The 19141-nt window shown below is 61.7% G+C and carries 15 protein-coding genes; 6 read left to right on the top strand and 9 right to left on the bottom strand.

All coding sequences use genetic code 11. The features are described 5' to 3' along the window. Window positions 1-83: 83 nt before the first annotated feature. The gene (locus AWB72_RS21235; protein ID WP_040050337.1) at window positions 84-1661 is read right to left on the bottom strand and encodes an aldehyde dehydrogenase (NADP(+)); all 1578 of its coding nucleotides are present in this window, start codon (window positions 1659-1661) and stop codon (window positions 84-86) included. Between the two features lie 198 nt (window positions 1662-1859). Further along, complete coding sequence (locus tag AWB72_RS21230; protein WP_040050390.1) at window positions 1860-3377, bottom strand: MFS transporter; 1518 nt, start codon at window positions 3375-3377, stop codon at window positions 1860-1862. 223 nt (window positions 3378-3600) lie between these two features. Here AWB72_RS21230 and AWB72_RS21225 point away from each other — a divergent pair, with 223 nt between their 5' ends. The 4 genes from AWB72_RS21225 (at window position 3601) to AWB72_RS21210 (ending at window position 7900) form a co-directional block, all read left to right on the top strand. Then, window positions 3601-4074: a universal stress protein gene (locus AWB72_RS21225; protein WP_040050336.1), complete on the top strand. Its 474-nt coding sequence runs from the start codon at window positions 3601-3603 to the stop codon at window positions 4072-4074. A gap of 104 nt (window positions 4075-4178) precedes the next feature. Further along, window positions 4179-4901 (top strand): helix-turn-helix domain-containing protein, encoded by a 723-nt coding sequence (locus tag AWB72_RS21220; protein WP_084592864.1) that lies wholly within the window; start codon window positions 4179-4181, stop codon window positions 4899-4901. Between the two features lie 162 nt (window positions 4902-5063). Then, entirely contained in the window at window positions 5064-6371 is a 1308-nt protein-coding gene (locus AWB72_RS21215; RefSeq protein ID WP_040050334.1) for an SUMF1/EgtB/PvdO family nonheme iron enzyme, read from the top strand. Window positions 6372-6634: 263 nt separating this feature from the next. Continuing rightward, window positions 6635-7900, top strand: a complete 1266-nt coding sequence (locus AWB72_RS21210; protein WP_040050333.1) for a glycosyltransferase family 87 protein — start codon at window positions 6635-6637, stop codon at window positions 7898-7900. Here AWB72_RS21210 and AWB72_RS21205 read toward each other — a convergent pair. Beyond that, window positions 7860-8135: a hypothetical protein gene (locus AWB72_RS21205; RefSeq protein ID WP_084592854.1), complete on the bottom strand. Its 276-nt coding sequence runs from the start codon at window positions 8133-8135 to the stop codon at window positions 7860-7862. The two genes, AWB72_RS21210 and AWB72_RS21205, sit on opposite strands and share 41 nt — an antisense overlap. A gap of 172 nt (window positions 8136-8307) precedes the next feature. On the opposite strand from AWB72_RS21205, the gene AWB72_RS21200 reads away from it, so the two are divergent. Both AWB72_RS21200 and AWB72_RS21195 read left to right on the top strand, forming a co-directional pair. Beyond that, window positions 8308-9294, top strand: a complete 987-nt coding sequence (locus AWB72_RS21200) for a GlxA family transcriptional regulator (RefSeq protein ID WP_084592852.1) — start codon at window positions 8308-8310, stop codon at window positions 9292-9294. A gap of 243 nt (window positions 9295-9537) precedes the next feature. Next, window positions 9538-10593, top strand: a complete 1056-nt coding sequence (locus tag AWB72_RS21195) for a GlxA family transcriptional regulator (protein ID WP_244285702.1) — start codon at window positions 9538-9540, stop codon at window positions 10591-10593. Between the two features lie 284 nt (window positions 10594-10877). On the opposite strand, the gene AWB72_RS21190 is transcribed toward AWB72_RS21195, so the two are convergent. From AWB72_RS21190 to AWB72_RS21165, 6 genes are all read right to left on the bottom strand, one after another. Continuing rightward, entirely contained in the window at window positions 10878-11624 is a 747-nt protein-coding gene (locus AWB72_RS21190) for a carboxypeptidase regulatory-like domain-containing protein (protein WP_244285701.1), read from the bottom strand. Beyond that, window positions 11611-13863 carry a YjbH domain-containing protein gene (locus AWB72_RS21185; RefSeq protein WP_244285700.1) on the bottom strand — a complete coding sequence of 751 codons (2253 nt, stop codon included), beginning with the start codon at window positions 13861-13863 and terminating at the stop codon, window positions 11611-11613. The genes AWB72_RS21190 and AWB72_RS21185 overlap by 14 nt, the downstream gene beginning before the upstream one ends. A 250-nt stretch (window positions 13864-14113) precedes the next feature. Beyond that, window positions 14114-15340: a hypothetical protein gene (locus tag AWB72_RS21180; RefSeq protein ID WP_040050331.1), complete on the bottom strand. Its 1227-nt coding sequence runs from the start codon at window positions 15338-15340 to the stop codon at window positions 14114-14116. Between the two features lie 40 nt (window positions 15341-15380). Further along, window positions 15381-16562: a polysaccharide biosynthesis/export family protein gene (locus tag AWB72_RS21175; protein ID WP_052449863.1), complete on the bottom strand. Its 1182-nt coding sequence runs from the start codon at window positions 16560-16562 to the stop codon at window positions 15381-15383. Window positions 16563-16615: 53 nt separating this feature from the next. Next, a complete protein-coding gene (locus AWB72_RS21170; RefSeq protein WP_040050330.1) occupies window positions 16616-17809 on the bottom strand; it encodes a hypothetical protein in 1194 nt (397 codons plus the stop codon). After that, the gene (locus AWB72_RS21165; protein WP_040050329.1) at window positions 17806-19116 is read right to left on the bottom strand and encodes an oligosaccharide flippase family protein; all 1311 of its coding nucleotides are present in this window, start codon (window positions 19114-19116) and stop codon (window positions 17806-17808) included. The genes AWB72_RS21170 and AWB72_RS21165 overlap by 4 nt, the downstream gene beginning before the upstream one ends. Window positions 19117-19141 lie beyond the last annotated feature (25 nt).

Genomic DNA, 19141 nt, shown 5'->3' with positions numbered 1-19141 from the left:
CGATTATCTGCGTGACGAATAAATGCAGTTTATTTGTGAAACGAATAAACGTCACATATTCGCATGGCAGATAAAACCCGCGCTCAGTTAGGGCCGAGCTCCCCGTCCCGCAACCGCCACAGATTCAGCGGATTATCATCCGCCAACGCCTGCGGCAACAGCGGCGCGGGCAAGTCCTGATAACAGACCGGCCGCAGGAAGCGTTCGATCGCCATCGCGCCGACGGACGTCGAACGGCTATCGGATGTCGCCGGGAACGGGCCGCCGTGGACCATCGCATATGAAACCTCGACGCCCGTCGGAAAGCCGTTCGCCAGAATCCGCCCGACCTTGCGTTCGAGCACCGGCATCAGACGCCGCGCCAGCTCCATGTCGTCGTTGTCCATCAAAAGCGTCGCGGTCAACTGGCCTTCGAGCTGGCGCGCGACCGCGATCATCTCATCCTCGTTCTCGCAGGTCACGATCACGGATGTCGGGCCGAAGATTTCATCGGCGAGTTGCGGCGTCGCGAGAAACTGCGCCGCATTCACGCGATACAACGCCGGCAACGCGCCGCTCGCCGCCCCGTTCTCCTTGCCCGACGCGATGCGCTGCGCGCCCGAACCGTCGCGATGCGCGATGCCGTCGGCATACGCCGCCGCGATGCCCGCCGTGAGCATCGTCTGCGCGTCCTTCTTCTCGAGCGCGGCCGTCGCCTGATCGATGAAATCGTCGAGCTTCGGGTCCGCCAGCGCGAACAGCAGGCCCGGATTCGTGCAGAACTGTCCGACACCCAGCGCCACCGAATCGATAAAGCCGGCCGCGAGCGCATCGCCGCGCGTGGCGAGCGCGCCCGGCAGCGCGAAGACCGGATTGACGCTGCTCATTTCGGCGAAGACGGGAATCGGCTCGCGCCGTTTCGACGCGATATCGGCGAGCGCGAGGCCGCCGCGCCGCGAGCCGGTGAAGCCCACCGCCTTGATTGCCGGATGCGCGACGAGCGCCTCACCGATCGCGTTGCCCGCGCCGACCAGCAGCGAGAACACGCCTTCGGGCAGCGCGTTATCGGCGACGGCTTTCTGCACCGCGCGCCCGACGAGTTCCGACGTGCCGAGATGCGCGAGATGCGACTTCACGACGACGGGACAGCCCGCCGCGAACGCCGCCGCCGTATCGCCGCCCGCCACCGAAAACGCCAGCGGAAAGTTGCTCGCGCCGAACACGGCGACCGGTCCGATCGGAATCTTCTGCAAGCGCAAATCGGGACGCGGCAGCGGCTTGCGATCCGGCTGCGCGGAATCGAGCGTGGCGGAAAGCCATCGCCCTTCGCGCACGAGCGACGCGAACATGCGCAACTGCGCGACGGTGCGCGCGCGCTCGCCCTCGAGCCGCGCCTTCGGTAGCGCGGATTCGGCCTGCGCGCGCTCGATGAGCGCATCGCCCAATTCGATGATGTTGTCCGCGATCGCTTCCAGAAACTGCGCGCGCGTTTCAAGTGGCGCGTGGCGATACGGATCGAAGGCGGCGTCGGCCAGTTCGCAGGCCCGCGCCACTTCCGCCGCGCCGCCCCCGCCGAACACGGGATCGAGGTCGGCGTTGCGAACCGGATCGAACGCGCGGAGCGTGGCGTCGGCGCCCCGCACGGCCGACGCGCCGATCAACATTTCTCCGGTGATCTTCATGGTGACTCCTCCTCCGTGCTGGTGACGCTGCCCGCGCGGCGGGCGGCAGGATGCGGCAAGCGGCGACGCATTGCGTGTGCCGCAACGGTGCGCGCTTTTGCGAAGTGACTCGCGGATGGGAGAAGCGTTCCGCAAAGAGGCGTCCGGCGTCGCGCCTTCAGCCCCCAAGAACGCGCGACGACGCTGGCACTTTCCGCCTCACGCCTTCCCGACCTTCCGGAACGTAATATGCCCGATCCGCCGCACCAGCAATGTCGCCACCAGCGCCGCCACCGCCGTCAGCATCACACCGATATGCACCGATTGCACGAGCGCGTCGCGGGCGGCGTCGAAGAGCGCGGACGCATCGAGGCCCGCCGCGCCGAGATCGCGCAGCAAGGTATCGCGCAACGCTTCATCGACGAGAATTTGCGGGTCCGCGAAACGCGGCTGCCATTGCGCCGATGCGCTCGCGCCGAGCACGCTGATCGTCCGCTCGACCACGCTCGCGTAGTGATGCGCGACGATCGTCCCGACGATGCTCGTCCCGAGCATCCCGCCCACCATGCGCGTCGATTGCAAGAGCGCGGTGGTGATGCCGAAGCGCTCGCGCCCCGCGATCTCCTGCCCGAACACGTTCATGTTGTTCAGCACGAAGCCGAGTCCGATGCCGACGGCGCCCATCGGCAATTCGATCCACACATGCGGCGTCGATGCGCGCGCGAACGACAGCGCCACCGACGCCACGAGCAAGAGCGAAAAGCCGATGGTCAGAATCAGCGTCGGCTTGCGCAAATGAATGACGATGCGCGTATTGATGAAGCTGCCGAGCGCGATGCACGCGGCGATCGGCGTCGCGAGCAGACCCGCGTCCTGCGGCGACAGCCCGAAGCCGCCTTGCAGCAGGAGCGGCGCGAAGAAGATCAGCGAGAACATGACGAAGCCCGCGAGAAACGACAGTGTGAACAGCGTGACGAGATGCGGATCGCGGAAGATGTCGAGCGGAATGATCGGATGCGTCGCGCGCCGCTCGCAGACGAGAAGCGCCGCGGCGCCGACGATCACCGCGCAGCCGAGCCCGATGTTTCCGGCAGACAAACCCGTCTTCGGCACGGACTCGATCAGCGCCTGAAAGCCGCCGAGCACCAGCGCGACGAGCGCGGCGCCGAGCCAGTCGATTTTCACGCCGCCCTCGCGCGGCCGGTGCAGGTTCGGCAGATGCGACCAGATGAAATACAGCGCCGCCGCGCCGACCGGCAGGTTGATGAGAAACGTCGAGCGCCAGCCCCAATGCTGGCTCATCCATCCGCCGAGCGACGGCCCCGCCGCCGTGCCGATGCCGTACGCCGCCGCGAGCACGACCTGCCATCGCACGCGCGTGCGCGGATCCGGGAAAAGATCGGGAATCGCGGCGAACGCGGTGCCGACCATCATCCCGCCGCCGACGCCCTGCAGTCCGCGCGCCAGCACCAAGAACAGCATGTTGGGCGCGAGCCCGCACAGAACGGACGCGACCGTGAACGTCACGACCGCCGCGATGACAAACCGCTTGCGGCCGAAGTAATCGCCGAGCCGCCCGAACACCGGCACCGTGACGACCGACGCCAGCAAGTAAGCGCTCGCGATCCACGCGTAATACTCGAAACCGTGCAATTCCGCGACGATCGACGGCAGCGCCGTGCTCACCACGGTCTGATCCAGCGCGACCAGCATGTTGACGAGTCCGATGCCGAGCATCGCGTAAAGGGCGGTCCGGAACGCGAGCGCGTGCGGCTGGGGTTCGGTCATGCGGTCGTCGGTCATGCGGCTGTCTTAAGCGGGCGCTGAGTCAGTGGAAACACGGATTGTACGGCGTCGCCTGCGACAGATCGACTCATCGCAAAATTGCCGCATCGTGGATGTGCGTTCAGGCCGCATCGCCGCGATATGCTCGACCATTCCACCCGGAGAGGAACACGCCATGTTCAAACGCATCATCGTCGCCATCGACGGCAGCCGCACGTCGCAAGGCGCCTTCGAAGCCGCGCTCGATCTCGCCGTCACGCATCAGGCCGTCGTCCAGGCGTATTACGTCGTCGAAAGCGGGCCGATGTTCTTGGACGTCCCCGGCTACGATCCGTCCGTGCTGCAAAAAGGCCTCAGCGAACAGGGCGCGATGGTCGCGCGCGAAGCCGCCGACGCGATGAAGGCGCGCGGCGTCGCGGGCGATGTCGTGACCGTCGATGCCACCGCCAGCGACGACGTCGCGTCGCTCGTCATCGGCGCCGCGCGCGCGTTCAACGCCGATCTGCTCGTCATGGGCACGCACGGCCGCAAGGGCTTCAAGCGGCTGATTCTCGGCAGCGTTGCGGAGCGTTGTCTGCGTCAGGCCACCTTGCCGGTGCTGTTGGTGCCATCGGCGGCAGCCATCGAAGGCGACGCTATTACCGCGTGATGTAAAAGTTGTGCAAGCGCCGGGGGCGCGGCATTTTTTCGCGCGGTCGGTGTCGCGGGCTATGGGACAATCAATTTGTCATTCATCAAGAAACCGAGCTCGCCATGTCTGATCCGACTCCCACCCGGCGGCAAGCGGCACACTGCTCCAGCTGTGCAATGCGCCATCTGTGCATGCCCGAAGGTCTGTGCGCCAGAGACGTCTCCAAGCTGGAACACATCATCTCCGTCACGCGCAAGATCCGGCGCGGCGATGCGCTGTTCCGCACCGGCGACACGTTCGATTCGCTCTACGCCGTGCGCTCCGGCTCGCTGAAGACGGTCGTCACGCACGACGGCACCCGCGACGGCGGACGCGAGCGCGTCACCGGTCTTTTGCTTGCGGGCGATGCGCTCGGTCTCGATGGCATCGGCGACGGGCATCACACCTGCGACGCCGTCGCGCTCGAAGACAGCTCCGTGTGCGTCGTGCCTTACGCGCTGTTCGAGCGCATGTGCCGCGAAACGGACGCGCTTCAGCGGCGCATGCATCGCATGATGAGTCAGGCGATCAATCGCGAGGCGGACCACGTCGTGCGGCTCGGCATGCTGCGCGCGGACGAGCGCGTGGCGCGCCTGCTGCTCGACATGTCGGCGCGGCTCGCACGGCGCGGCTACGCCACCGCGGAATTCACGATGCGCATGACGCGCGACGACATCGGCAGCTATCTCGGCATGACGCTCGAAACGGTGAGCCGCACGCTGTCGCGCTTCGACAAGCTCGGCCTCATCAAGGCGCAGGGCAAGTCCATCCGAATCTGCGATTTCGACGGCTTGCGCGGCATTTGACTTTCACCTGAACACGCGGTCGTTTGTTCGCCGTGCATGAACAAACGCCGCTTGGCACGGACTTCGCTACTCTCTCGCTCTTTTTCATGCACCGGCGCGGGCGCTTTGACGCCGGCTCCGGTGATATGCAATGCTTTCGGCTTGCACCGGAGATAGAGCGAAATGAATCGCGAACCTTCCCTGCGTCATCCTCTGCTCGACCGTCTCGCGGAAGCGCGCCGCGTGACCGACGAACTCTTCGATATCGTCAAACCCGAGCATCTTTACGATCGGCCGATTGCCGAGCGGCATCGCATCGTTTTCTATATCGGGCATCTCGAGGCGTTCGACCGCAATCTGTTCGACAAGCGCCTGTTCGACTTGCCGGACATCAATCCCGCCTACGATCGGCTTTTCGCGTTCGGCATCGATCCCGTCGACGGCGGACTGCCGACGGATCAGCCCGCCGACTGGCCTTCGCTCGACGAAGTGTGTGCCTACAAGGCGCAAGTGCGCGCGGATATCGACGCGCGTTTCGATCCGATCAAGCTCGTCGCACAGCCTGTTTCCGCCGATGAACCGGCCGCGAAGCTGCTCGAAGTGGCGATCGAGCATCGGCTGATGCATGCGGAAACGCTCGCGTACATGCTGCATCAATTGCCGATCGATCGAAAAATCGCGCCGGTCGACGCGGCATCCGAGCGGACATCGGCGCGCGCGCTCGCGCATGAAACGGTGCGCGTGCCGGCTGGAACGGCCACGCTGGGCCTCGCGCGCGAGAGCGGACGATTCGGCTGGGACAACGAGTTTGGCGAGATGCGGGTGGACGTGCCGGCGTTCGAGATCGACCGTTACATGGTCACGAACCGCGATTTTCTGCGCTTCATCGACGCCGGCGGTTACTGGAATCGCGCTCATTGGAACGATGACGACTGGGCGTGGAAAGAGCGGCATCGCATTGCGCATCCGGCGTTCTGGATTCCCGGCGACGATGCTGCCGACGATTCCGGCTGGAAGCTGCGCACGATGTTCGAAGAGATCGCGCTTCCGCTGGATTGGCCGGTGTACGTGAGCTACGCGGAAGCCAGCGCCTACGCGCGATGGGCCGGCAAGGCGCTGCCGACCGAAGCGCAGTGGCAACGCGCGGCAATCGGCGCGCCGCACGTCGCGGAGGGCAACTTCGATTTTCGCCGCTGGGACCCGACGCCGGTGCAGGCGCATCCCGAGAATCGCAGCGCGTTCGGCGTAGAAGGACAGTTCGGCAACGGCTGGGAATGGACATCGACGGAATTCGGTCCGCTCGATGGTTTCAAACCGTTCCCCTTTTATCTCGGCTATTCGGCGAATTTCTTCGACGGCAAGCACTTCGTCATGAAGGGCGGTTCGCCGCGCACGGCGGCGTGCATGCTAAGGCCGAGTTTCCGTAACTGGTTTCAAGCGCATTATCAGTATGTTTATGCCGGGTTTCGCTGCGTGAGCGTCGAAGAATGACGTCTTTGAAGCGCTGGGTCTCGCGTTTTTCGTAAAGGCTACGCGGAGTCGCGTTTCGCGAAATTCGTGCTGGTTTGGTGTCCGAACTTACTTACTAGGATCCGCCGCGCGCCATGACTTTCTGAACAGGCGTTCTCAAGCAAGCATTGCATTCACTACACTGACGTATTTTCCTACGCGCAAATAAATTGTAAAAACCGTTTTCGTCTTGTTTCGCATGACTACACTCCGTCTTTGTGCAACGCCACATCGGAGGACAAGTCATGAAGTCGATGCCGGCCCGGAAATTCCGTACTCCAAATCTGTCCCTTCTAGCGGTCGCGCTAATCGTATTAAGCATGACAATGTTGATCGCTCGCGTCCCGCATCTTGTCAGGGACTCGGTCGCGCGCGGTGTCGAATGGGTCGGCGATTTTCAGAACTACTACTACGCCTTCTTCGTGCTTCTCAAGCACCCGGCAGAGTCGTGGGCGCTTTATGAACGGGGACACCTCGTCGCTTTCCTTCGCGACGCCGGAGTCACGCATTTCACCCTCGCCAATTTCTATGGCTATCCGCCTCAGTTCGCGGCGGTTTTCCAATGGTTGGCCTTCTGGGATATGTCGACAGCGCGGACAATTTGGTCGCTCATATCGATGTGCTCGTTCGTGATCGCATGTGCGTTGACGCTCAGCATCGCCTATCGTGGGCACAGCCGAAGCGTTTATGTGCTGCTCGTCGCAATCGTGCTTTTATGCCGTCCTATCGTCGATGATATCTACTGGGGACAATCCAATTCTCTGCTGTTTCTGATGCTTGCCGCCACGTTTTTCCTCATCGAGCGAGGCAACCGCTACGCCGCCGGATTCTTTCTTGCAATGGCGATCGCTTTCAAGATCACGCCGCTTGCTGTCGCCGGCTTGTTACTAGTGCGCAAAGAGTGGCGCGTTCTGATATCTACGTTTGTAGTCTCGATCGTGCTCGCGTGGTACACGGCCTTACAGACGGGCTGGCAAGTCGTTATCGGATACTACGTGCATGATCTTCCGCGCCTGAACGCTGTATTCGCTCGTATAGGCGGCGCACCATTCAATAGCGCGATAAAAGGCGTGTTGCAAACATACTCGAGGCGAATTGCGCCAATGTCCGCCGAGGCGATCAATCTGGTTTCGACGCTGTTCGGCTTGGCAATTTGTCTTCTTGCTTGCTATCTCGTCTGGCGTCGTGCCAGAGACAGTCGTATCGATTACGCGCTATCAACCGCGACGATGCTGGCGGCTTCGCCTGTCATCGAATCGGTCCATATGGTGGTCGTGCTGATTCCGTTGCTGATATTGATCGGTACGCGAATGGAAGAGTATCGGCCGAATGCGGGTTACGCTGTGCCAGCATCCGTGGAATTGAGCTTATGCGGGCTTGCCATTGTGCTACTCATGTTTTCGGCGCGGTCAGTGACTTATACGGTGGCGGTTTTGCTTGTCTATTTTCTATGCGCCATGCGGTATTCCGCTAGTCGAAGTAATCGTCGCATGGCGGCAACGGTTCCTTAGTAAGAGCGATGTCACGCCCTAGTACCGATGTCTGTTGTTCATAGTCCCAGAAAATCACGTCGTTCATTGCGTTGGCGTCTTCTTCGCTCTTCCTGCTTCTCGCGCCCACGTTCGAGCCTGTTGTCTCGCACGCAGCATCGACAATGGTACGAATGTTCTCTTTTCCCAACGCATCTTTCCTCGGGATCAACGTGGCAATAAATTCTGCATGAAAACGAAACGCAACGGCGATCACCGGGCAAATGTTCCTATAGAATCGCGATTCCTGTCAGTTGATCTTGCCGGCCGCTGCATTGTTCACGTCCGGTTCCTTCGATCATTTCGCTGTCGTGCTGTGAATGGCGCGCAGAACTCACTGTTGAAATAATCAGTTTCGACGCTTTCGAGGTGTCGGAAGCAAACGTGCAATGGAAGCTCATAATTGCGCCTCGCTGCAGCAGAGCAAGGCTATACGACCGCTAACGCATGCAAATATTCTGGTGTTCGACGGCTTTGCGTTGCCGGACGTTTCGGTAGTGGTTGAAGTATTTCATAAAGCGAATTCGCTCATTGCGAGCCTTCCGGAACGCCCTCCGCTCTATGAAGTCACATTGCGCTCGGCCGCGGGCGGGCGCATTGCAAGTTCATCATCAGTGTTCGTGTCCACGGAAGGCCTGGATGTTCACCGGCCCGCGGATGACAGAGAGGTCATCTTCATCGCCGGAGGCCCAAAGGCGCACGAAGCATGCACGGACGTGCGCATTGTCGATTGGTTACGACATCAACAATCGTGCAGCACGCGGATAGAACCTATCGCAGAGGGACGATGCCTGCTGGAAGCGACTGGCATTTCGATTGCAGGCCCTTCAGCTATCAGCGGCGATGCATCGCTCCGACAAACCTATACTGCCCTTGCGCAAGCACCGCCCGCAGCGCTCACCGCATTACGTATCGTCGAGGAAGATGTCGGCGCGAGCATCGTTAAACTGATCTCGCTTTCGCTTTCTACCCATCGCCCCGCGGCTTCTGGGTTATTGCCCGACCCACTCTCCGACCGGCCCTCAAGCGACAACATCAAGCTTGCGGTGCGTTGGATGGACGCAAACGTCGCGTCACGAATCTCTATTGATGCCGTAGCGGAAGCTGCGGCAATGAGCGAACGCAACTTCTTGCGACGCTTCAGGAGTGAGACCGGCATGACGCCATCGGACTATCTGTTGCGCGCCCGGTTCAATCTCTCTTGCAGGCTGTTGCGCGAGACGCGTTTGCCCGTCGATGAGATCGCACGGCGATGTGGCTTTAGCGGTGGAAGACAACTGTCCATACTCTTCCGCAAATTCATTTCGACGACGCCTACAGCGTACCGTGGCACACACAAGGAAGCGTCGGCGGCAAGTCTTCCTCCTGACGCATAGCGTTTCTGGAGCCTCGTCAGGACTGTGTCAGTGTCCGCATTCACTGCGCATACGCTCTTGATTCATAGCAATCGGCTCGAACACCGCCACGATTGACTTCCGCAGTCAATATGTTGGCTCATTCAGCCATTCACGAATCGCTCGCTGCTGAATGTGTGCAATGAACCTCATAATTACGAAGAAAGTGCCTTACTACGCGCCCAAACATACTTTCGGGGAAGCACGATGGAGTTGACTTGCACCATGCCGCGGCCAGACGTGTTTGAGCGGGGAACACTTACAAAAAGAGAAAATATCAACCTCGTCGACATCGTGCTGTTCGATGGATTTTCGCTTCCGGACATGGCCGCAGTCATAGAGATATTTCACAAAGCCAATGCGTTGACGGCACGATACCGCGGTTCCCTGCCGGAATACGATGTCTCTCTGATCTCGACTTCCGGCGGACGTATCGCGAGTTCCTCCGCAGTGTATGTGTGGACGGAAGGCGTCGAGTCACATCGCGCGCAGCGTCAGATGGACAGGCTGTTTATCGCCGGTGGAATCGGCGCTCATCGCGCCCTGCATGACGACCGTCTGCTTCTCTGGTTGCGCGAGGCATGCCGTGTCAGCACGACTGTTCACCCTATTGCCGAGGGCCGCCTCTTGTGCGACGCCGCCGAGGCAAACGAAAGCCGCGTCGACCATGCAGGCCGCGTCGACACCGTCAAACGCGAGACAGCCCCTCGGCTGTTGGACGAGAGCATGAGACCCGTGCGTGCGGCGTTGGATATCGTCACCGAAGATCTGGGCGCAGACCTGGCGCAGTGCATCGTAAGATCCATGACGCCACAAGGCGAAACACCCTCTGACGCTTTCTTCCCGACCAGACCGGACACCAACGTCAGCGAAAAGATCAACGCCTCTGCGCGATGGCTCGAAGAGAACGCTGGCCGATCCGTCTCGATGGAACATGCGGCGAAGATCGCGTCGATGAGCGAACGGAACTTCTTGCGGCGTTTCAAAAGCGAAATGGGCGTGACTCCGTCCGACTATCTGTTGTACGCCCGACTGAATATGAGTTGCCGAATGCTTGTCGAGACGCGCCTGCCGATAGACAAGATCGCGCGTCACTGCGGTATCGGGAGCGGAGGCCATCTGGCCAAGCTGTTCCGCAAGCATCTTTCGACAACGCCGACGGAATATCGAAAGCGCAATGAAGCAGCAGAGACAGTTCCGGCCACCATCGAGCATTCGAACAACGATCTCGTCGCCGCGAGCACGATCGCATCTGCGCACTCAGCAAGGACGTCTTTCTGAGTTTTAACGGAAAGCCATCCGATGCTCTTCGTGGAAGAATGATTCAGCGCTACATCATTATTCAACGACATGTGTAGCGCTGTGGCGCGCCGGAATATCGTTCCTCTCCTCGTCGAAGAACTGCGACGATTCTAAGGTCCCTGACCGGTCAAGTATCGTCAGAATGCCTGGCCAGTCGAACCGCAGCGCTCTCTAAAGGCGCGGGCCGTTCAACGGCATGGCGTCGAACCGCACTATTCGATCCGACGCCATGCCGCGATGAAGCGAAGGGTCATCGCCACCGATCACGTCGCGCCAGTGCCACCGGTTCCGCCAGTAGGATTGCCTCCGGTTCCCCGAATGGGCGCCGCTGCGCCTGCAGCGATCGCGGCATTCAGCAGCGCGGTGGATGGCTTGCCGGTGGCATCGATCGCGCCCATGCTTGCGAACTTGTCGAGATCAGCATCGATGCCCGGCTGCCCCGTCACGAACGCAGTAGACAGGAACGCCGTGGACGACAGATTCACACCGTACAGCTTCTTGATGATCTGCGCGACGGCCGCTTCGGCGTTGGTCAACACCGTGCGATTGCTGAGCGCACTCTGAAACGACGTATTGTTCTGAATCCCCGTTAGCAGCCCGTTGACCGTCGTACCCAGTTGCGCGGCCAGATAGGCGACCAACAGTTCCGTCAGCGGCGTCAGGTTGTATGTGCCGGGTCCCGCCGCCACCGAGTGAATAACGACACTGCCACTTGTCGCCGTCAACGTGCAAGGCCCGTCGAACCGGAAGGTCACGCTGTAGACGCCCGCGGCGTTCGCCGTCGTCGTCCCCGATCCGTTCTTGCACGTAGCCTGAATCGCAGCGCCGCCGAGCGGCGCACCAATCGCGGCGGTGCCGTTGATATTTCCGCTCGGCGATGAACCACTGTCACCGCCGCAAGCCGTCAATACGTTGATGGCGACGGCAATCGACCCGAGGCAAAAAGCGCGTCTTGCGCGCAGGCAAAACAATTTCATCGATCCCTCCAAAAAGAAGTCACTTGCAAGCATCGAGCTGTCGAGGCTTATCGCCCACTGCCCGATAGAAATTTGCGCACACCGTTCGCGGCCCTGTCGCGCCGGGCGCAGATACGTTGCGTTGCGATCGCGCATCCACGCGTGCTTGTGGCGCAGCCGGTTTGCCGGTCGCATCGATGCCAAACCGCCGATACGCGTCGCGCATTCGAGTGAGTTGCGTCGCGAAGTATTCCGCGCTGAAGCGGCCCCCATTCAACAACAACCCCTGCGTGCTATAGGCAAAGTCGAGATTCGTCGGCGCATTGGCGTTCACGTAATTGATGCCACCTACTCGCGTGCGGAAATCGAGCGCGAACTGGGAAGCGCCATCGATCTGCGTCATTCCGGGCTTCATGCCCTGGCGCGGCGTGAGCGGGAAACTGATTGCGGCGCCTGCATAGCTGCCCTTGCCGCTATGCTCGGCATGCACGCTGAACGACACATCGTCGAACCATCGCGTGAACGTGATAAGGGGCCCTTTGTCACTGCCGACGTATCGCGCGGCACCCGCTTCGATCCACAGTTTCCAGGCGGGCTGAATCCACCGGTACGTGAGCGCAGCGTTGACTGCGCGTCCCAACTGGTCTTCACCCGGCTGCTGATGCAGATACGCGAGGCGCAAGCGCACGATGTCGGGACGACCCGGCACGAACATGGTCGTTTCGTTTTCCGCGCCCACGTAATGACGATCGAACTTACCCAAAGCAAGCACATTGAATACTTGCGGCGCAATCCAGAAGCTTTGAGCTAACGCCACATCGGTCACGCCGCCGCGCAGGCGATAAGCCCCGTATGCGCGGCCGTTATCCATGTTCGCCGTGTGATAGAGCGGCGCGAGATAGCTGGCGACGAGTTCCGCGCCCTTCCATAGCGGCACATAGCCGATAACCTTCGCCCCGATCGATGCATCGAAGTTGCCGTACTCCGTGCCATACAGGTAGTTCGCGACCGGCTGGATTTCTATACGTGTCAGTCCATGCCGGTGTTCATCGCCATGCCATGCGATGGCGTCCGCGTCGTAGCCGGGACGGGTTCGCATGGTCATGGTCGCGGGCACGCTACCGGGTGCGCCGCTCGCGAGAAACCGCGCATAGGCATCGAGATCGACAGCCAGTTCGCCCATGACCTGGTTGCCTTTCTTGATTACCGCACGAATGCGCTGCACGCCTGCCGGTGCGTGCTCGCTCGCCACGCCGAGAACGATGCCGACTGCATCGGCTTCATTCTGGTTATAGCGATGATTTTCATATTCGACGATCAGATCCTGACCACTGACGCCCACGCGCACGCGCTCGAGTCCGCTCGCGAACAACTGCGCGGCAATCGCATCGAGCGCAGCCGGTTCGGCGAGAGACTCATTGGATGGCGCGGCGGTCGTCTTCAACGGCCCGTCCGATTCACCGCGCACACGCGAGCGCGATGTTGCATGGAACGGCTGCGTCACTGCCTCAGAAGGACTCACGTCAGCGAACGCATGCGCGTTCTCAGGCATGGGCGCGTCGCTCGACGTTCCCTGCGCGGCAGGCGTCGGATCGAAACGATGCCCGAGCGGAATCTGTACGCCGACAGAAAAGGACGTGCGCGGCGCGACGCCATTCGTCGAACGCAGCGAGCGCAACACGGTGCCCACCATGCTCGCGCCGCCGAGCCACGTAATACCCGGAGACTGATATCGAAGTCCCGCATACGGCGTCTTCGAATCATCTTCCGCCAGCAGCGAAAGGCCGGTTTGCCCGAGCTCCACTTGCACACCGCCGAACAACCCGTTGAGTCGCTCGCCCTGCCCGTAACCGATGGTGAGCGTCGCCGGTCCGAAGCTCTGCGACACGGCGCCGTACTTCGAACGAAAATGATGCGTCTGCCCGCCGACATCCGTCATGCCGAATGCGATCGCCGGTTGATAACGAAAGAACTGTGGCACCTGCACTTTTATATCCGCCATCAGATGCCGGAACACGAAGTGATCGGCGCCGGAAAATGGCGCGGGCTCGTTGCCCGTATAGTTGGCGAGACCACCGGACACTTCGACATAAGGCAGCAGGCCGACTGCCCCCCAGTACATTTGCGCGCCGGTCGCCTGCTTCCCGTAACGAGGATCGAGATAGTTGTTGTACTGCGCCTCTACGGTTCCTTCGGGCAACGCGAACGCATAGGGAATGACGAGGCCGCCTGCCTGACCGAGCGGACTCAGCGCGGGGCCGGCGGCCGCCTGAGCGGAGTTGATGAATATCACTCCCACTGCGAGCGCTGTCGCGTTTGCCGGGAATATTCGATAACTTGCGTGCACGCTGCGATGGTCTCCAGACTGGGCATCGCAAGTGTAAGTGCGGGTCTCGGACACGCCGTGTGACGCGTCAGAATCGGTCAGCAAACGTCAGGAGAGTGAGTTTCTGCCGAGTAAGTGACAAGCACAAACTGACTCAATTAATAGCTATATCTGAACACCAATTGCGCCCCACTCCGCAAAACGTGGCGGCATCAGTTCAACGCGTCCGCTGCACGTGCACGTTGTTCGCGTCGGTTTCGCGATCGGCGGAACTCACTACGACTCGCTCTGCGCGGCCGGTGACGATGAATAACTCATTGCCGAACAGCGTCGCGTGCGTTGCGTTCGACAGTTGCGCAAAACGCCAGAAGCGCGGCTTGTTCCAGACGTAGTTCTGCGCCGCGCGATAGTCTCGCACCGGCGCGCGCGCCTCGATCACGGCAATGCGCGGAAAGAACACGTTGTCCTCTAGCGCCATGCCACGTAACGTGCGCGTGCCGTCGATTAATATGCAAGTCGCTGCCGCGTCCGCGTCTGCACGCGCGAACGATTCGTCGGTACAGGCGACGATACGCACATTACCCACGATGTCGGAGAACCTGAAAGTGGCACGTGCATGTCCGCGCGCGACGACGTAGCAATGCTCGATCGCAATCTGTTGCACGGTGGCATCGGGCGGCGTGCCACGATCCTGCTCGAACCAGATCGCCGAACCATCGCGCGCGCTGTGATAGACGGTCAGGTTGCTGATGGAAGTCACCGTCAGCGGACGCACGCGCGCATCGGTCTCGCGGAACTTCGACACGAGCCCGAGCGAATTGCTTGTCGTGAAGTACAGGGTCGCCGCACCTTTATCGTTGCGGAAGTCGCCCTGTCGAAAGCTCCACACCTCGCCCGCATAGTTGTACACCGCCGCGCGCGTGTAGCTGCCATAACAACGCACGTTTTCGAACGAATGCCCATAGCTTTCGTTGGAACCGGCGACACGCGACGCGAAGATCGCGCAGCGCGGTGCGTCCGACCGCAGGCCCGCGAAGGTCAGGTTGCGCAATACGAGTCCCGACGTGCCGGAGATGTCGAGTCCCTGCGACGTGCTGCCCCGAACGATGAAGTTGGCATGGTTCGGCCCCGGCTGATGCGTGGTGTTGGTTCCTTCGATGATGAGACCACCGTAATAAAGGCACGTCAGGTCGAGATCGGTAATCACATGATTCGCGCCGATGATCACACGCCGGCAGCGTGCGCGCGCCGCATAGGCGAGGCAGCGCTGGACCGCCTGTGTATCGTCGGTCACGCCGTCGCCCACGGCGCCGAAGCGGTACACCGACAGCGCATCGCCCGACAGCGCGTCGGTCTTCGGCGCATCCGCAACGGCCGGTACAGCCGATGCGCTTACCGCGCCCGCCAGCGAGCCGAACAGAAAGCGACGGCGCATGAGTCCCATGACGTGTTCCCTTGCGAATGTCGACGATACGTCGTGTGGTTTACATGCCGAGCGTCTTGATGTCGGCGAGACCGCCTGCGAACGGCAGCAACTGCGACACCACGCGACTGAAGCGCGTCACGCTCGCCGCGTCGACATAGATGATGTCGCGCGGCGAGAGCGCGATCTGATCGGCCAGCGCCACCGCAACGGGAGACGAACAGTCGAGATGAAACACCGTCGTCGTGCCCGGCCCGCTCGCGCGCACGAGATACAACTGCCGCGCGTTCGACGTCAGCGGGTTCATCCCGCCCGCGTCGTTGAGCGCTTCGGCGAGCGTGTAGGGTCCATCGGTGGGCATCGGTATCGAGGCGGGTTTGGCGACCTCGCCCATGACGAACACCTTCTTGATGCGGCGGTTCGGAACGTCGACGATATCGCCATCGACGAGCCGAACGTTGTTGCGCATGTCGCCGCGATAAAGCAGGCGGTAAAGGTCGATCGAAATCTGCCGCTGGCCCCGGGTGAGCGTCGCACCGGACAGGTCCGCCTCGGGCGTCACGCCTCCGGCGAGCCCGATCACATCGGCGACGTTCATGGGCACATCGGTGAGCGGCACCACTTCGGGCTGCTTGACTTCGCCCGTCACGTACACCTTCTGGCTGCGAAAACTCACTACGCGCACATCGAGCTGCGGTGAGCGCACGTACCGCGCAATGCCCGATGTCAGCTTGCGGCGAATATCCGGCACCGACTTGCCCGCCACATGCAGCGCACCGATGTACGGGTAGTAAATCGTGCCGTCCGCCTGGACGACCCGGCCGAGCGCATCGCCGCCATTGGACGTCGCCACCGTCTGCGCGGCGAGCGATTGCGCGCTCCCGAACTGACTCGCGGACCCGGACTGCACGCCGATACCGGGATTATTCAACTCGGGATGATCCCAAACGACGACATGCAACACATCGCCGACGCCGACTCGGTATTGATATCCGCCGCCCGTCTGAGCGACGTCTTCTGCCGACTCGCTCGCAGCCGGGCGCGGTGGCGGTGCGATCACGGCGTTCGCGCCCGCCACCGTGAGCGGCAGCAACACGTAGTGCTGTCCGTTCACATCGACCTCGCTGGTTTGCGCCGTTGTCCCGGTAGCCGGATCGGGATCGAAACGCATGCCCGGCGCGAGCGCACAGCCGGCGAGGGCGAGGTAGATCGACGAAGCAAGAATGACAGCGATTCGTTTCATGAAAGCCAGAGCCGTTCAGGGTATAGAGGAAGCGACGTCATGGGACCGCTTTGCTAACGCGCGCGTTGCATCGCACCGGCGGACGCGATCTTTAGAAATCCATACAGTGTGATCGAGAGCCAAAGCGCGGTGGTGATCGAGTTGGTCGAATTGGCAGCTGCGCCGCGAATCACGAAGAAGGCCACCCAGCACGCTTGCGGAAGAAACGCGGTCAACGTGAGCGGATCGCGCGAGACGATCCATTTGAGCCCACGAATCACTAATGCCCATACGACGCCGTATAGGACCCCCATTTGGCCTTGCGCGGCGAATGAATCGGCATACCAGGTGAACGGCATGTGATAGAAACCGTCGGGTGTCGTGAAACCGAAGAAGTCCTGCGCGAACCGGATCGCGGGATCGTACGATTCGAGATCGGCCTTCGCGAAGAAATTGATGAATCCCATTGCGAAACCGACAAGCGGCGACACCGTATGCTGGCCATTGCCGGCATAGGAATAAAACACCACGTGCAAGCCGTGTACGAGGAAGATCTCGGGCAGCGCGAGTTCGCCGCTCGAGCGCAGCAGCAGTAGCGCGAGCGCGGCCGCCAGCAGACCGCCGCCGTATACCGCGAGTTTCCTTCCGAGATTGCGCTCCGAATTGGCGAGCGCAAGGATGGCGAGCGGCATCAGCGGCATGAGCAGGAACGAGCGCACGCCGGTTTTCACGCAAAAGTAGCCGTAAATTAGCAGCACGGTCACCAGATAGACGTAATTGCGGCGCATGTAGGCCGTGACGAGACACGATGTCCCGACGATCAGCAATACCCATCCATAAGCGACACCGCGAAAAGACACGTAGCCCGCGTAATCGAATGAACTCGATTCGAAGAAATAAACCACCGCGCCGAGCATGAAGACGCCGAAATAGATGTTGGTCAGCAGGCTCGGATCGATTGCCGTGTCGCTGCGCGCCATCGCGAACGGCCGCACACGCACCGAAAGCACCGCGAGAAATAGGACGTTGAATGCGGCTGCATACAGACTCACTTGGACGAAGGTGCGTTCGTCGATCTGATAGATCTTGCCGGTGAAGCCTTCCTGATGAATGAAGACGCCGCCGAGATGGAACGTGAGGATCAGGAACGCATAGTAGATCGCCACCAGCGCGAAGAAGCCGCAGAATCGGTCGCGCTTGAAGAGCCATACCGACCACGGGAGCGTGCAAGCGAGACTGATTGCGTCGATAAGAACAGCGCCGCTCATGCCGGGCGTCCTTCGTGCCGGGGAGATACCGCTTCACGCAGATGCCTGCGCAGGCAGCCGAGATGAATCAGCGTGTGCAATATGTAGGCGACCACGAGCCCCTGCGCGAGTCCCAATGCGCCCGTTCGCGGCACCTGCCACCAGGCAAAGCCGAGATAGGTGCAAGCCCATAGCAGGTTGACGAGAAGGCCGAACCACAGCCGGTTGCTCGCCGTCATGATCTGGCCGACTGCCGCGTTCAGTCCGTTGGCCGCGGCCGCGACTGCCAGCCAGCGCAACAGCGGCGCAGCCTCGCTATAAGCCGGACCATACACTGTCATCAGCCGATGAGCGGCGAGCCAGACAACGAGGGACGACACACACGCGACGATTCCGTTCGTGACGATGCTGTGTCGCGTGAGTGACGCAAAACCGTGCCCATCGCCCGACGCCCGCATGCGAGCGAGTGCCGGGAGCACCGTGCCGGAGATCACCGCCGGGATGAATGTCAGACCGATATACCATTGATACGCCGCATTGAACTGCCCGACCTGAGCGAGACCAGCGGGCGTGCGCGCGAGCAGCGAGAGCGCGAGCCAGTTCACGGGCGCCATCACCAGCGCGCTCAGCACGATCGGCGTGCTCACGGTCGCAAAACGGCACGTCTCGCTGTTTCGCCAGCCCGCTCGCCATGCGCCGCGCCAATCGATCCCCGCGCATGCGACGCGTGCGCCGTAGCAGCTCCAGGCGGCCGTCACGACTACCAGCGCGCCGAGCGCACCCGGGATGCCCGCGAGCCACGCGCACCACGGCATCGTGCAGGCGAGCGACAACGCGCAGGCGCTCGCGATCCACGCGTTCGTGCGAAAGCGTTCGAGCCCATATAACGTGCCCTGCACCGCGCCCTGCACGATGGCCGGCACCACGGCCAATGCGCCGAGCAAAAGCGCGCCGGCCAGTCTCTCATGATGAAAATGCTCCCTCGCCAGCCACGGCGCGGCCCATGCAAGCAAAGCGCAGGCGAGCACCGCATAGCCCGATGAATAGACCGCCACGACCGCGACGCCGCAGTCGCGGCGACTCGCCATCGAACCATGAAAGTCGCCGAGATACTTGCTCGCGGCCACGCCGAGGCCGCTCGTCGAGAGACTCGCCACCGCCGTGACCGTGGTGATGACGAGCGCGTATTCGCCGTAGTGCGCCGGCCCCAGGATACGTGCCAGCAGCACCGCCGAAACGAGCGCCGCCACGCGGCTGGCGAGCGCGCCGCCCACGCTCCAGCCGGCAATCCTCCCGAGCGGCGCGGCGCGCGCGATCACCGCACGCACGAGAGTGGGGACTCGAATGCTTCGC

This window comes from Caballeronia concitans, from assembly GCF_001544615.1.
In the GTDB taxonomy this organism is placed as follows: domain Bacteria; phylum Pseudomonadota; class Gammaproteobacteria; order Burkholderiales; family Burkholderiaceae; genus Caballeronia; species Caballeronia concitans.
The sequence above is the reverse complement of the archived record's forward strand: the minus strand, read 5'-3'. Positions and strand labels throughout refer to the sequence as shown.